This window comes from Caulobacter sp. P4_E5 (assembly GCF_056401555.1).
The window spans coordinates 18709-33040 of record NZ_JBFUJD010000064.1; the positions used below are offsets into that span (position 1 = coordinate 18709).

Annotated in this window: 14 protein-coding genes; 9 read left to right on the plus strand and 5 right to left on the minus strand. The window is 68.4% G+C overall.

The window, feature by feature from the left end:
- Nucleotides 1-33: 33 nt before the first annotated feature.
- On the plus strand, nt 34-2517 hold the full coding sequence (locus AC1DSO_RS18020; protein ID WP_477070136.1) for a TonB-dependent receptor: 2484 nt from the start codon (nt 34-36) through the stop codon (nt 2515-2517).
- Between the two features lie 3 nt (nt 2518-2520).
- On the opposite strand, the gene AC1DSO_RS18025 is transcribed toward AC1DSO_RS18020, so the two are convergent.
- A complete protein-coding gene (locus AC1DSO_RS18025; protein WP_477070149.1) occupies nt 2521-2667 on the minus strand; it encodes a hypothetical protein in 147 nt (48 codons plus the stop codon).
- A gap of 39 nt (nt 2668-2706) precedes the next feature.
- Nucleotides 2707-3273 (minus strand): elongation factor P, encoded by a 567-nt coding sequence (gene efp, locus AC1DSO_RS18030; protein ID WP_477070137.1) that lies wholly within the window; start codon nt 3271-3273, stop codon nt 2707-2709.
- 120 nt (nt 3274-3393) lie between these two features.
- On the opposite strand from efp, the gene epmA reads away from it, so the two are divergent.
- The 4 genes from epmA to AC1DSO_RS18050 all read left to right on the plus strand — a co-directional run bounded on the left by epmA (nt 3394) and on the right by AC1DSO_RS18050 (nt 7427).
- Nucleotides 3394-4443 (plus strand): EF-P lysine aminoacylase EpmA, encoded by a 1050-nt coding sequence (gene epmA / locus AC1DSO_RS18035; protein WP_477070138.1) that lies wholly within the window; start codon nt 3394-3396, stop codon nt 4441-4443.
- A 169-nt stretch (nt 4444-4612) separates the two neighbouring features.
- On the plus strand, nt 4613-5653 hold the full coding sequence (locus tag AC1DSO_RS18040) for a lysine-2,3-aminomutase-like protein (protein WP_477070139.1): 1041 nt from the start codon (nt 4613-4615) through the stop codon (nt 5651-5653).
- A gap of 138 nt (nt 5654-5791) precedes the next feature.
- A complete protein-coding gene (locus AC1DSO_RS18045) occupies nt 5792-6670 on the plus strand; it encodes a 3-hydroxybutyryl-CoA dehydrogenase (protein ID WP_056048102.1) in 879 nt (292 codons plus the stop codon).
- 70 nt (nt 6671-6740) lie between these two features.
- Nucleotides 6741-7427 (plus strand): hypothetical protein, encoded by a 687-nt coding sequence (locus AC1DSO_RS18050; protein WP_477070140.1) that lies wholly within the window; start codon nt 6741-6743, stop codon nt 7425-7427.
- Here AC1DSO_RS18050 and feoB read toward each other — a convergent pair.
- Both feoB and AC1DSO_RS18060 read right to left on the minus strand, forming a co-directional pair.
- Complete coding sequence (gene feoB / locus AC1DSO_RS18055) at nt 7424-9340, minus strand: ferrous iron transporter B (protein WP_477070141.1); 1917 nt, start codon at nt 9338-9340, stop codon at nt 7424-7426. The two genes, AC1DSO_RS18050 and feoB, sit on opposite strands and share 4 nt — an antisense overlap.
- Before the next feature lie 4 nt (nt 9341-9344).
- Nucleotides 9345-9668 (minus strand): FeoA family protein, encoded by a 324-nt coding sequence (locus AC1DSO_RS18060; protein ID WP_477070142.1) that lies wholly within the window; start codon nt 9666-9668, stop codon nt 9345-9347.
- 299 nt (nt 9669-9967) lie between these two features.
- Here AC1DSO_RS18060 and tipF point away from each other — a divergent pair, with 299 nt between their 5' ends.
- Entirely contained in the window at nt 9968-11236 is a 1269-nt protein-coding gene (tipF, locus tag AC1DSO_RS18065) for a flagella assembly cyclic-di-GMP phosphodiesterase TipF (protein ID WP_477070143.1), read from the plus strand.
- Between the two features lie 167 nt (nt 11237-11403).
- On the opposite strand, the gene AC1DSO_RS18070 is transcribed toward tipF, so the two are convergent.
- Nucleotides 11404-12027 carry a glutathione binding-like protein gene (locus AC1DSO_RS18070; protein ID WP_477070144.1) on the minus strand — a complete coding sequence of 208 codons (624 nt, stop codon included), beginning with the start codon at nt 12025-12027 and terminating at the stop codon, nt 11404-11406.
- 80 nt (nt 12028-12107) lie between these two features.
- Between AC1DSO_RS18070 and AC1DSO_RS18075 the strand changes: the two genes are divergently transcribed.
- The 3 genes from AC1DSO_RS18075 to AC1DSO_RS18085 all read left to right on the plus strand — a co-directional run bounded on the left by AC1DSO_RS18075 (nt 12108) and on the right by AC1DSO_RS18085 (nt 14274).
- A complete protein-coding gene (locus tag AC1DSO_RS18075; RefSeq protein ID WP_477070145.1) occupies nt 12108-12734 on the plus strand; it encodes a TetR/AcrR family transcriptional regulator in 627 nt (208 codons plus the stop codon).
- Nucleotides 12735-12850: 116 nt separating this feature from the next.
- Nucleotides 12851-13576: a methylated-DNA--[protein]-cysteine S-methyltransferase gene (locus AC1DSO_RS18080; RefSeq protein WP_477070146.1), complete on the plus strand. Its 726-nt coding sequence runs from the start codon at nt 12851-12853 to the stop codon at nt 13574-13576.
- Nucleotides 13573-14274, plus strand: a complete 702-nt coding sequence (locus AC1DSO_RS18085) for a 2OG-Fe(II) oxygenase (protein WP_477070147.1) — start codon at nt 13573-13575, stop codon at nt 14272-14274. Before AC1DSO_RS18080 ends, AC1DSO_RS18085 begins: the two co-directional genes overlap by 4 nt.
- Nucleotides 14275-14332 lie beyond the last annotated feature (58 nt).

A 14332-nucleotide genomic window follows, 5' to 3' on the forward strand; every position in this document is an offset into this window, starting at 1 on the left:
GGAAGTCGCGTGTCGCGAAGGGGATAGGGCAAGATGCAATCGACGAAGACGAGCAACCGCCGCCTGTGGTGCGGCGTGGCCCTGGCGGCCCTGATGGCGAGCGGGATGGCCACCGGCGCCCGGGCCGCCGAGACGGCCGCGCCCGTCGCCGCCACCGCGCCGACCGACGCCGACTCGACCAGCGTCGAGCAGCTGATCATCACCAGCACCCGCGAGACCCGCTCGGCCGTGGCGATGGAAAGCCAGCAGATCCAGCGCGTGCTGCCCGGCGCCAATCCGCTGAAGGCCATCCAGTTCCTGCCTGGCGTCGTCTACCGGACCGCCGATCCGTGGGGCAATAACGAGCAGAACCTGTCGCTGTTCGTCCACGGCTTCTCGACCCAACAGCTGGGCTTCACGATGGACGGCGTGCCGCTGGGCGACCAGCAGTACGGCAACTATAACGGCCTGTCGGTGTCGCGCTCGATCACCAGCGAGAACGTCAGCCGCGTGACCCTGTCGTCAGGCGCCGGCTCGCTGGGCGTGGCCTCGACCAGCAATCTGGGCGGCGCGATCGAGACCTTCAGCCGCGACCCGTCGGCCGAGCGCGGCCTCAACATCCGCCAGACGGTCGGCAGCAACGAGACCAGCCGCACCTTCGTCCGCCTCGACGCGGGCGAGATGGCCGGCGGCTTCAAGGGTTACATCTCGTACCTGCGCCAGGACGCCAAGGCCTGGGACTTCGACGGCCACCAGCGCGGCCACCAGGTGAATCTGAAGCTGGTCCGCGAGGGCGAGAAGGGCGTGCTGACCTTCTACGCCGACTGGCAGATGAAGGTGGAGCCGAACGAGGACGCCACCGCCATGGGCAACCAGCAGACCGCCGCGGCGGCCGGCTTCACCCCCTATAGCCGCCCGTTCCTCTATCCGAACCTGGCGGCCTGCACGAGCACCCTGACCGGCGGTCCGGGCACCCCGCCACCGGCCCAGGGCAACAACTTCTCGAACTGCTTCAGCGCCGCCCAGCGCGAGGACATCCTGTCCTACATCAAGTACGCCTGGACCCCGGTCGAGGGCTTCACCTGGACCAACCAGGCCTATTATCACTACAATTTCGGGCGCGGCATCGTGGCCGGGCCGATCAACACCGCCGGCCTGCCGGGCCTGTTCGCGACCTACTATCCGGGCCTGGTCGTCGGCGGCTCGGCCACCAGCCCCGGCACCCTGGCCAACATCGTCGCCCTGATGGGCGGCAGCGGTAACGCCGTGCGCACCACCGAGTACCGGATCAACCGTCCGGGCGCGATCTCGACGGTCGAGTGGACCCTGGGCGACCACCAGATCAAGGGCGGCGTCTGGTTCGAGCACAACGAACCGGCCCAGCACCGCGTCTGGTACCCGATGACGGCGCAGAACAACGACCTGTCGCCCTACGACGTGCCGCGCGGCAAGAAGGCCCTGACCCAGTACTTCGCCGAGTTCTTCACCAACGACATCCAGCTGCACCTGCAGGACCAGTGGCGGATCATGCCGAACCTGCTGCTGCAGGCCGGCTTCAAGTCCAGCCTGCAGGACGCCACCGGCAAGTTCCCGATCAACCAGCAGAACCTGCCGACCGTGGCCGTGCCGGTCCATTATCCGACCGGCAGCATCACCTCGAACAAGTGGTTCCTGCCCCAGGTCGGCGCGCTGTGGGACATCACCGACAAGGATCAGGTGTTCGTCAACGTTCAGCAGAACATGCGCCAGTTCATCCCGTACGGCGCGGGCAGCGGCTTCTACGGCTTCTCGGCCTGGAGCCTGGGCACCCAGGCGGCGTTCGATCTGTTCAAGCAGACGGTGAAGCCCGAGACCTCGTGGACCTACGAGATCGGCCTGCGCAGCCGCCGCGACGTGGCCTGGGGCCCGATCACCGGCGTCGAGGGTCAGGTCAACGCCTATGACGTCAAGTTCAGCAACCGCCTGCTGAACATCGCGCCCTTCAACTTCATCAACCCGGCGCCGGCCATCCTGGCCAATGTCGGCGGCGTGACCACCAAGGGCGTCGACGTGGCCGGGACCCTGAAGTTCGGCGAGCACTTCCAGCTCTACAACGCACTGTCCTACAACCAGTCCAAGTACGACCAGAACTATCAGAGCGGCACGACGATCGTCGGCGGCGTCTCGACCCCGGTCACCGTCGCCACCGGCGGCAAGTACGTGCCGCTGACGCCGAAGTGGATGAACAAGACCATCGCCCGCGTCGACTTCGGCCAGTTCGACGCCCAGATCAGCGGCGACTATGTCGGCAAACGCTTCGTCACCTACCTCAACGATCTGTCGGTGAAGTCGATGATGCTGGTCGACCTGCAGGCCGGCTATACCTTCGACATGACCGACAAGGGCTTCGTGAAGGGCCTGCGGATCACCGGCAACGTCACCAACCTGTTCGACAAGAAGGGCGTCTCGACCGCCGGCGTGACCAGCAACTCGGGCGGCTACACGGCCTTCCCGCAAGCGCCGCGGATGGGGTTCGTCACGGTCTCGGCGGACTTCTAACGCCTAAACCATCGTGTCATCCCGGAAAGCCCGCAGGGCTTGTCCGGGACCCAGGGGTCGGCGCATCGCGGTCGCCCCTGGGTCCCGGCTCTCCGCTTCGCTGCGGCCGGGATGACGAGGTTGGGGGACAAACAAAAAGGCCCGGCGGATCGCTCCGCCGGGCCTTTCGCATTTCAGAACCCAAGAACCTTAGTCCTTGGCGCGTTCCTGATAGCTGTTGTCTTCCGTCAGGATCACCACGCGGGTGCCGACCGTGATGTACGGCGGCACGGTCGTCTTGACGCCGTTGCTCAGCAGGGCCGGCTTGTACGACGACGAGGCGGTCTGACCCTTCACCGACGGTTCGGTGTCGACGATCTCGAGGATCATGGTGCGCGGCAGTTCGATGGCGATCGGCACGTCGTTGTGGGTCGACAGCTGGACCGTCATGTTCTCTTGCAGATACGGGGCGGCGTCGCCGATCACGTCCTCGGTGGCCACGAGCTGGTCGTAGCTTTCCGGGTTCATGAAGTGGAAGCCCTCGGCGTCCTGGTACAGGAAGGTGTGGTTGCGCTGGTCGACGAAGGCGCGCTCGACCTGCTCGGTGGTGCGATAGCGTTCCGAAACCTTCACGCCATCCGAGATGCGGCGCATGTTCAGCTGGGTCACCGGGGTGCCCTTGCCGGGGTGGATGTTTTCGACCGTCAAGACGACGTAGAGCTTGCCGTCCATGTCGACGACGGCGCCTTTGCGGAGCGAGCTGGCTGCGACCTTCACGTACTTACCGTCCTTGGAAGAAAGCGCGCGCGAGGCCGCGGGCGCGATCGTGCTATTGATCCTTGCCCGACCTCCTATAGCGATCGGGTCGAAATCTCCAGCGTCTTCGGTTTCCCGCCCTTGTCCTCATCCTCGACCGCAGTCTGGTGGCGCGCCGCCGTCCACGCCGATCGCCGCCCGTTCCTGCTGGCCCGCAATCGGATCACCAAGGCGTTCCGCGCCTGGTTCGAGGCCGAGGGCTTCGAGGAGGTCGAGGCGGCCGCCCTGCAAGTCTCCCCCGGCAACGAGGCGCACCTGCACGCCTTCGCCACCCAGGCCCTGACGATCTCGGGCGAGGCCAGCCCGCTGTACCTGCACACCTCGCCTGAGTTCGCTTGCAAGAAGCTGCTGGCGGCGGGCGAGGCGAAGATCTTCAGTCTGGGCAAGGTGTGGCGCAACCGCGAGCGCGGACCGCTGCACCATCCCGAGTTCACGATGCTGGAGTGGTACCGGGCCGGCGCCCCGTATCAGACTCTGATGGACGACTGCGCCACTCTGCTGGCCCTGGCGGCCGAGACGGCCGGGACCCAGCGCTTCGACTTCCGGGGCCTGGCTTGCGATCCGTTCGCTGAGCCCGAGCGGCTGTCGGTGGCCGAGGCGTTCGACCGCCACACCGGGATCGACCTGCTGGCCAGCGTCGCCGCCGACGGATCCACCGACCGCGAGGCGCTCGCCGCCGCGGCCGTCGCCGCCGGAATTCGGGTGGCCGAGGACGACGGCTGGGCCGACGTCTTCAGCCGGATCCTGGTCGAGAAGATCGAGCCCCGCCTGGGCGAAGGCCGCGCCACGGTGCTGTGCGAATACCCGATCTCGGAAGCCGCCCTGGCCCGCCCCAAGGCCGCCGACCCGCGCGTCGCCGAGCGCTTCGAGCTCTATGCCTGCGGGGTCGAGCTGGCCAACGCCTTCGGCGAGCTGACCGACCCGGCCGAACAGCGCCGGCGGTTCATGATCGAGATGGACGAGAAGGCGCGGATCTACGGCGAGCACTATCCGATCGACGAGGACTTCCTGGCGGCGCTGGAGCACATGCCGGAAGCGTCGGGGTCGGCGCTGGGATTTGATCGCCTGGTGCTGCTGGCCACGGGCGCGCGGCGGATCGAGGACGTTATCTGGACGCCGGTGGCGGGGTGAGGACGCTGCTCCCCCGCGATGCGGGGGAGCTGTCGCGGAGCGACTGAGGGGGCTAATGCGGCATAGGTCCAGTTTGCCCCCTCCGGCCCTCCGGGCCACCTCCCCCGCATCGCGGGGGAGGATCAGCAGTTTGCCTCCACCCCAAAAATCCCGCATATCCCCGCCCCTCATGGCCCCCGTCACCAAGACCCTCCGCGACGCCCGGTCGCTGGCCGAGGCCGGGCTGGTCCCGCCCGAGCGCCTGCCGGCGCTGGAAGCGGTGGCGGCGCGCTATGCGGTGGCGATCACGCCGGCGATGGCCGAGCTGATCGATCCGGCCAACGCCAATGATCCGATCGCCCGGCAGTTCGTCCCCTCGCCCGAGGAGCTGGTCGCCAGCCCCGGCGAGGATGGCGATCCGATCGGCGATGTTATCCACAGTCCTGTGGATGGAATCGTGCATCGCTATCCGGACCGGGTGCTGCTGAAGCCCACCCACACCTGCGCCGTCTATTGCCGGTTCTGCTTCCGGCGCGAGATGGTCGGGCCCGAGGGGCTGTCGAACCTGACCCCCGCCCAGCTGGACGCGGCCCTGGCCTATATCGCCGGCCGGCCGGAGGTCTGGGAGGTGATCGTCACCGGCGGCGACCCGTTCGTGCTGTCGCCCCGCCGCCTGGCCGAGCTGATGGACCGGCTGGAGGCGATCCCGCACGTCCGGATCGTCCGCTTCCACACTCGCGTCCCGGCGGTCGAGCCCAGCCTGGTGACCGACGACCTGGTCGCGGCTCTCAAGCGCACGACCAAGACCGTCTATGTCGCCCTGCACGCCAACCACGTCCGCGAGCTGACCCCCGCCGCCCGCGCCGCTTGCGCCAGGATCATCGACGCCGGAATCCCGATGCTCAGCCAGACGGTGCTGCTGCGCGGCGTCAACGACGACCCCATGGTGCTGGCCGCGCTGATGCGAGCTTTCGTCGAGACGCGGATCCGACCCTACTACCTGCATCACGGCGACCACGCGCCGGGCACCGCCCACCTGCGCACCACCCTGGCCGAGGGCCAGGCGATCATGAAGGCCTTGCGCGGCGCGGTCTCGGGCCTGGCCCAGCCGACCTATGTGCTGGACATCCCCGGCGGCCACGGCAAGGTTCCGGTCGGCCCCAACTACCTGGCCGACGGCGCGGTCGAGGATCCGAACGGGGCCGTCCGACCCTATCCCCCGACCACCTGACCGCGACACGCGGCCGCGCTTGCGTTGCGTCGCAGCAAAGCCTTGGCGGCGCCACGGTTTCTCGTGCTAGAAAAGTCGGCATATCCAAGGGCCCGGGCGCGGACGCCTGGCGCGTATTCAAGCGAAGGCTTGGCTTTTATGAGTGAAATCAAGACGGTCGGCGTTATCGGCGCTGGCCAGATGGGGTCTGGCATCGCGCATGTCGTCGCCCTGGGCGGCTACGACGTGCGTCTTCACGACGTGTCTCGCGAGCGGATCGACGCCGGCCTGGCCCTGATCGAGAAGAACATGGCCCGCCAGGTCGGCCGTGGCATCATCGACGACGCCGCGATGCAGACGGCCATGGCGCGCATCACCGCGGCCGAGGGCCTCGAGGACATCGGCGCCACCGACCTGGCGATCGAGGCGGCCACCGAGAACGAAGAGATCAAGAAGTCGATATTCCGCAGCCTGCAGCCACACCTGGGTCCCAACACCCTGCTGGCCTCGAACACCTCGTCGATCTCGATCACGCGCCTGGCCTCGGCCACGGACCGCCCCGAGCGCTTCATCGGCCTGCACTTCATGAACCCCGTGCCGCTGATGAAGCTGGTGGAGATCATCCGCGGCATCGCCACGGACGTCCCGACCTACGAGCGCGCCGTCGCCTTCGCCCAGTCGCTGGGCAAGATCACCAGCAACGCCGAGGACTTCCCCGCCTTCATCGTCAACCGCGTGCTGGTGCCGATGATCAACGAGGCGATCTACACCCTGTACGAGGGGGTCGGCACGGTCGACGCCATCGACACGGCGATGAAGCTGGGCGCCAACCATCCGATGGGCCCGCTGGAGCTGGGTGACTTCATCGGCCTGGACACCGTGCTGAGCATCATGAACGTGCTGCACGAGGGCCTGGCCGACAGCAAGTACCGCCCCTGCCCACTGCTGGTGAAGTATGTCGAGGCCGGCTGGCTGGGCAAGAAGACCGGCCGCGGCTTCTACGACTATCGCGGCGAGGTCCCGATCCCGACCCGATAGGCCCGGTTTCGACGGCCTGTCGCCAAGTCGAGGAACCGTGTTACGCAGGACCCGTCTCGGGGGCGGGTTCATGCGACATCTCTATCTGGCGTTTCTGCTGATTTTCGCCGTGACGCTGTTTGGCTTCTGGCCAAGCTTCACGGGCGGGATGGGACCGCTAGACCCGATGCGGCTGGTCCACGGCGGCCTGGCGACCACCTGGATGGCCCTGCTGGTCGTCCAAAGCTGGCTGATCGGTCACGGTCATAATCGTTGGCATCGCTGGATCGGCCGAAGCTCGCTGGTCATCGCGCCGGCGCTGGTGATCAGCGCCTTCGTCGTGGTGGCCGACATGCTGGGCCCGCGCTCCCACTTCGGTGTCCCGCTACGCCTGACCCTGGCCTGGATCGACGTCTGGTCGCTGGCGTTGTTCAGCCTGCTCTACGTCCTGGCCATCGCCTTTCGCCGGACGATGTTTCTGCACGCCCGCTTCATGGCCTCGACCGCCTTCGTGGCCCTGCCGCCGGCCCTGGGCCGCGCCTATGGCATGAACATTCCGTCGCTGGGCGGCCTGGCCGGCGCCTTGCCGCCCAGCTTCTGGACCGTCGAGGCGGTTCTCGTCGGCTTGATCCTGTGGGACGGCTTCAGGGGTCGCTGGGCCAGCCCGTGGTGGCTGACCCTGGCAGTCATGGTGGCCATCCAGCTCACGATGTTCCAGGCCCCGAACTGGCCCGCCTTCGTGGCCTTCGCCCGGATGATGGGGCTGCCGGCGGCCTAGCCCGCGCCCATCGCCACGGCGATGTGGTAGGTCGCGAACGAGGCCAGATAGGCCAGCGAGGTCATGTAGACGAACATCACCGTCGGCCAGGTCCAGCCGTTGGTCTCGCGCTTGACCACGCCCAGGGTCGCCGCGCACTGCGGGGCGAAGATGTACCAGGCCAGGAACGACAGGGCGCTGGCCAGCGACCACTTGTGGGTCAGGATCGTGCCCAGGGTCGTCGCGGCGCTGTCGGCGTCGCCGCCCACCGCATAGACGGTGCCCAGGGCCGCCACCGCCACCTCGCGGGCTGCGAAGCCCGGGATCAGGGCGACCGTCATCTGCCAGTTGAAGCCGATCGGGGCCATCAGCGGGGCGATGAAGTGGCCGATGCGCCCGGCGAAGCTGTAGTCGATGGCCGGGCCCGTCGCGCCTTCCGGCGGATAGGGGAAGGTCGACAGCACCCACACCGCCACCATCAGCGGCAGGATGATCCGGCCGGCGCGGCTCATGAAGATCCGGGCGCGGGTCCAAAGGTTCATCAGCACGTTGCGCGGCTCGGGCCAGCGATAGGTCGGCAGCTCCATCATGAACGGCTCGACCGTGCCCCGCCAGAACACGCGGCGGATCACGAACGACACGGCCAGGGCGCTGACGATGCCGCCGGCATAGAGGCCGAACATCACCAGGCCTTGCAGGGACAGCACGCCCCACACCGTCTGCTTGGGAATGAAGGCCCCGATGATCAGGGTATAGACCGGGATCCGCGCCGAGCAGGTCATCAGCGGCGCGACCAGGATGGTGGTCAGCCGGTCCTCGCGGTTGTCGATCACCCGCGTCGACATGATGCCGGGGATGGCGCAGGCGAAGCTGGACAGCAGGGGAATGAACGCCCGACCGTGCAGGCCGGCGCCGCCCATGATCTTGTCCATCAGGAAGGCCGCGCGGGCCATGTAGCCGCTGTCTTCCAACAGCAGGATGAAGAAGAACAGGATCAGGATCTGCGGCAGGAAGACCAGCACGCTGCCGACCCCGGCGATCAGGCCGTCGGAGATGAAGCTGGTCAGCAGGCCTTGCGGCAGGTGGGCGCTGGTCCAGCCGGCGATCGCCGCGAACGCCGCGTCGATGCCGTCCATGACCGGCGTGGCCCAGGTGAACACCGCCTGGAACATCACGAACAGCAGGGTCATCAGGATCAGCAGGCCCGCCGCCGGGTGCAGCAGCACGTCGTCGATCTTGCCGGTGATGGTGTCGGGCCGCTCGGGCGGCTTCACGCAGGCCTTGAAGATGCGCTGGGCCTCGGCGTGGGCGGCGCGGATCTCGGCCGAGGTCGGCTCGCGCCAGACGTTCTCGACCTCGGGCTTGCGGGTCGCGACGATGGTCTCGACCTCGGCCAGCAGCTCGGCCAGGCCGCGCTTGCGAGTGGCGACCGTGGCGACGATCGGCGCGTCGAGCTCGCGCGACAGGCGCTCCAGGTCGATGCGCAGGCCCTGGCGCTGGGCGATGTCGAACATGTTGAGGGCCAGCACGAACGGGCGGCCCACCTGCTTCAGCTCCAGCACCAGGCGCAGGACCAGCCGCAGGTTGGTGGCGTCGGCCACGCAGATCAGGGCCTCCGGCGCGACCTCGCCGGCCAGCTTGCCCAGCACCGCGTCGCGGGTCACCGCCTCGTCCGGGCTGCGGGCCCGCAGGCTGTAAGTGCCCGGCAGGTCCAGCACGCGCATCTGGCGGCCGGCGGCCGTGGTCAGCACGCCCTCCTTCCGCTCGACCGTGACGCCGGCGTAGTTGGCCACCTTCTGGCGGCTGCCGGTCAGGGCATTGAACAGCGCGGTCTTGCCGGAGTTGGGATTGCCCACCAGGGCGACCCGGGCGGGGTCGGCGGCGGCGGACTTGGGGACGGTGTCGGAAGCGGTGACTGCGGTATCGAGGGCCAAGATCTTAGCGTCCGTCGAACTTCACGCTCACCGCGCCGGCTTCGCGCCTGCGCAGGGCCACGCGGGTGTCGTCCACCCGCACGGCGATCGGATCGCGGCCGAACAGGCCCTCGTGCAGCACCTCGATGGTCGCGCCCTCGACAAAGCCCATCTCCAAAAGGCGACGCTCCAGTTCCTCGGCGTCCACCGCCTCGGCCGCGCCGGTGGCGCCGGTGACCTTGACGATCACCCCACGGTCGCCGCGCCCGGCCGCGCCCAGGGGGCGAACGCCAGGGGCCTCGGTCTCGGCCGGATTGAATTGCGGGGACAGCACGAACGCTTCGGACATAATGGCTCCGATAGGATTGCGAACGATTATCAGTCGAAGCGACCAATGTCGATTCAGCGATCCTGGTGTTTTGAGGTATGCTGAGCGCTTAAGGGCGCGTTCCGCCGAAGTGTTTGCGGTTCGGCGGCAAGAACGCGCCCCAGGTATAGAGGATCGAGCCTGTTTATCCGGTTCGGATGTCCATCCGAACCGGACAGGCTCGAGGGCTGTTGGGACCGAATGGCGCAGGGTCGTTAATAGATTCGACTCCGCGACGCTGGGTCGGTCTGATTGCGTGTAACGATTCGTATGGGCGGATTATGCGTAGGCTGATGCTGGCGCTCCTGACGGGCGCCTATCTTTGTTTGGCTCTGATCGTCTCGCTCTTCCTGTGGAGGATGGGCGCGACGCCGGCTATCGGTGTCTCGGCGTTCATCGGCACGCTGGGCCTGTGCTTCGCGTTCCACGGCCTGCTGGGCCAGACCTTCCTGGCGGCCGCCCTGCGCGGCGACATCGACACCGTCCGCGAGGCGCACGCCATCCTGCTCGACCAGATCGAAAAGGTCGACGCCCGGGTCAGCGACCTGGTCGAGACCGTCGCCGCCGATTCCCAGCGCCGCACCGAGGAGCTGTCGACCGAGGTCCACCAGCTGGAAGACCTGATCCAGCGGATGAACGACCGGATGGAGCACCAGCTGACCCACCAGGTCGCCGCGGCCGCTCGCAACACGATCGGCCGCGAACGCGCGCCCCAGGCCAGCCACATGCTGCAGGTCGTGCAGGACGCCTTGGCCGAGAACCGGGTCGACCTCTACCTGCAACCGATCGTCAGCCTGCCCCAGCGCCGGACCGTCTTCTACGAGAGCTTCTCGCGCCTGCGTGACGAGACCGGCCGCGTGATGATGCCGGCCGAGTACCTGGCCGTCGCCGAGCCGGAAGGYCTGATGACGGCCATCGACAACCTGCTGCTGTTCCGCTGCGTGCAGATCGTCCGCCGCCTGGCCAAGCAGGACCGCAAGGTCGGGATCTTCTGCAACATCTCGCTGGCCAGCCTGGGCGATGAGAGCTTCTTCCCGCAGTTCCTGGAATTCATGCAGGGCAACAAGGACCTGGCCGGCGCGGTGATCTTCGAGCTGGGCCAAGCCGCGTTCGAGCGCCGCGGTCCGGTCGAGGCCCGCCACATGGCCCGCCTGGCCAGCCTGGGCTTCAGTTTCAGCCTCGACAAGGTCGCTGACCTGGACCTGGACTTCCAGGACCTGGCCCGCGCCGACGTGAAATATCTGAAGGTCGGCGCCCAGATGATGCTGGACCAGCTGGAAGAGCAGGACGGCAAGCTGGTCATCGCCTCGCTGCCCGACCTGAACGCCTCGGACTTCGCCGCCCTGACTCGCCGCTACGGCATCGAGGTCATCGTCGAGAAGGTCGAGGCCGAGCGGCAGATCGTCGACATCCTGGATCTCGACATCGGCTATGGCCAAGGACATCTGTTCGGCGAGCCGCGCGCTATCCGCGACTCGGTGCTGGCCGAGGCCGAGCCGCCACAGGACTTCATGCGCGGAGCGCTGCGGCGCCGCGCGGCGAACTGGTAACAGCGCTCCGAACTGACAAGCAAAAGGGCCGTCGCTGGCAAGGCGACGGCCCTTTCCTTTTATCTGTCATCCCGGCCGCAGCGCAGCGGAGAGCCGGGACCGCGGAAAGCTCAGCGCTTCCGGCGGTCCCGGATCGGCGCGCTGCGCGCTTGTCCGGGATGACAGGATCAAGCCGCCTTCTGATACAGTCCGAATTCCTCGCTCAGCGCCTTGGCGACCGCCACCCGCGCCTGGAGCCGGTCGCGATAGGCGGCCACGGCGGGATAGGCCTCGAGGTCGATCGAGACCGCCCGGGACCAGACCAGCATCACGAACAGATAGGCGTCGGCGACGCTGTAGGCGTCGAGCAGGTAATCCTGGTTGGCCAGGTGCGCGTCCAGGAACGCGAAGCGCTCGGTCGCCTCCTGGCGGGCGAAGGCCTTGGCGCCGTCCGGCGCGTCGGGCCGCAGCAGGGCGATGAACACGCCGGTGTGCAGCTCCGAGCCGATGAAGCTGAGCCAGGTCTGCAGCTTGCGGCGGCCGGCGGGGTCGGTCGGGGCCAGCTTGGCGTCCGGGAAGCGGTCGGCGACGTACTGCAGGATCACCGGGTTCTCGCGGATCAGCTCGCCGTCGTCGGTGCGCAGCACCGGCACCTGGCCCATGCCGTTGATCGCGGCGAACAGCGTCCCGTCCTCGACCCGCTTGGGCGAGGCCTTGGTGTCGACCCGCAGGTAGTTGGCCGTCTGCCCGGCTTCGTAGAGGGCGATGCGCGTGGCCATCGAGCAGGCCAGGGGCGAGAAGTAGAGGTCCATGGGGCGTCTCCGCTTGTTTTTTGTATCGTTTCGCACAAAATTGAAGCGCGTCAAGAATTTCATGCGAAGTGGTACAAAACGTGGAAGGCAACCCCGCCCGGGAAAAGCGCCGAGGCCGCCCCCGGGCCTATGACCCGGACCAGGCCTTGGCCAACGCCACCGAGACCTTCTGGGAGAGCGGCTACGCGGCCGCCTCGCTGGACGCCCTGTCGGCCGCCACCGGCATGAACCGGCCCAGCCTGTATGGCGCGTTCGGCGACAAGCAGGCGCTCTTCCAGGCGGCCATGAAGCGCTATCAGGACCAAGGCCGGGCGACGATGCGGGTGGCCCTGGGCTCGCCCGGCACACTGCGCGAGAGCCTGACGCGGTTCTACGCCGCCGGCCTGGACATCTATCTGTCGGGCGGTCCGCGCGGCTGTTTCCTGATCGGCTCGGGCCTGTCGCAGGCCGCCGCCGACCCGGCGATCCGCGACACCGTGGCCGCCGGAATCCACGAGCTGGACGCGGGCCTGACCCTGCGCCTGACAATGGCCCAGGCCGCCGGCGAGCTGCCGCCCTCGGCCGATCCGCCCGCCCTGGCGCGGGTGGTCTGCGGCATGCTGAACGCCCTGGCCGTCCGCGCCCGGCTGGGCGAGAGCCGGGCCGAGCTGGAGGCCATGGCCGCCGCCACCATCAACCTCGTCTGCGGACCGCCAGCCTCGGCGTGAGGCCTCCGCGTCGCCGCGTCGTCGATTGCTGACACTTCTGGGCGCGGAACAGCAAGCATCGGAATGACCAGCCACCGGGCCGGGCGCATGGTCTCTCCACGAAAGGAGACCTACCGATGACCGCTCCGATTTATCCCGATGACGACGCCCGCTGGGCCGCCGCCCGCGCCAAGGACCGCGCCGCCGAGGGCGTCTTCTACATGGGCGTGCACACGACTGGCGTCTATTGCCTCGCCAGCTGCGGCGGCCGCCCGCTGCGCAAGAACGTCAAGTTCTACGCCACCCGCGAAGACGCCCGCGCCGCCGGCCTGCGCGCCTGCCTGCGCTGCAAGCCGGACACCGATCGCGAGACCCTGCGCTGGGGGATCGCCGAGACTAGCCTGGGCCTGGCCTTGGTCGCCCGCTCGCAGACCGGCCTGCGCCTGGTCACCCTGGGCGACGACGCCGAGACGCTGAAGGCCGATCTGGAAAAGCGCTTCAAGCACGCCCGTATCGTCCCGGACGCCGAGGGCCTGGCTGGCGATCTGACGGTCGTGGCCGACCTGGTCGACCATCCCGACCACCGCCCGAGCCTGCCGATCGACGCCAAGGGCACGGAACTGCAACAGGCCGTCTGGGCCGCCCTGCGCGAGATCCCGGCCGGCGAGACCGCCTCCTATGCCGACATCGCCCGCGCCATCGGCCGGCCCAGCGCCTTCCGCGCCGTGGCCCAGGCCTGCGGAGCCAATCCGCTGGCGGTGATCACGCCCTGCCACCGCGTGGTCCGCGCCGATGGCGGCCTATCGGGCTATCGCTGGGGCGTCGAACGCAAGCGGGCCCTGTTGGCGCGCGAGGCGGCGTGACTCCCAATCCGACCAAGATGGACTGGACCCGCATCGCCGCCGAGCTGGACGCCCGTGGCTGGGCCCTGACCGGTCCGCTGCTGAAGCCCGAGACCTGCAACGCGATCGCCGATCTCTATCCGCGGGACGCGGGCTTCCGCAGCCGGGTGGTCATGGCCCGCCACGGCTTCGGGCGCGGCGAGTACAAGTACTTCAGCTATCCCCTGCCGGACGTCGTGCAACGGCTCCGGCAGGGCCTGTACGGCCCGCTGTCGACGATCGCCAACCACTGGGCCGAGCGGCTTTCCGAGAACCGGCGCTTCCCCGAGAGCCTGGACGACATGCTGGCCCGCTGCCGCGAAGCCGGCCAGGTCCGGCCGACGCCGCTGCTGCTGACCTACGGCCCCGGCGACTACAACTGCCTGCACCAGGACCTGTATGGCGAGCACGTCTTCCCGCTGCAGGCCGCGTTCCTGCTGGACGAACCCGGACGCGACTTCGAGGGCGGCGAGTTCGTCCTGGTCGAGCAGCGCCCCCGCCAGCAGTCCGCGCCCCAGGTCGTACCGCTGCGCCAGGGCGAAGGCGTGATCTTCGCGGTGCGCGAACGCCCGGCCGAGGGCGTGCGCGGGGTGCACCGGCGGGTGCTGCGGCATGGGGTCAGCGAGATCCGGGCTGGCCGGCGGCGGACCTTGGGCGTGATCTTTCACGACGCGACGTGACCGCGGCTAGCGCTCTCCTCCCCCTCTGGGGGAGGGGGACCGGCGAACGCCGGTGGAG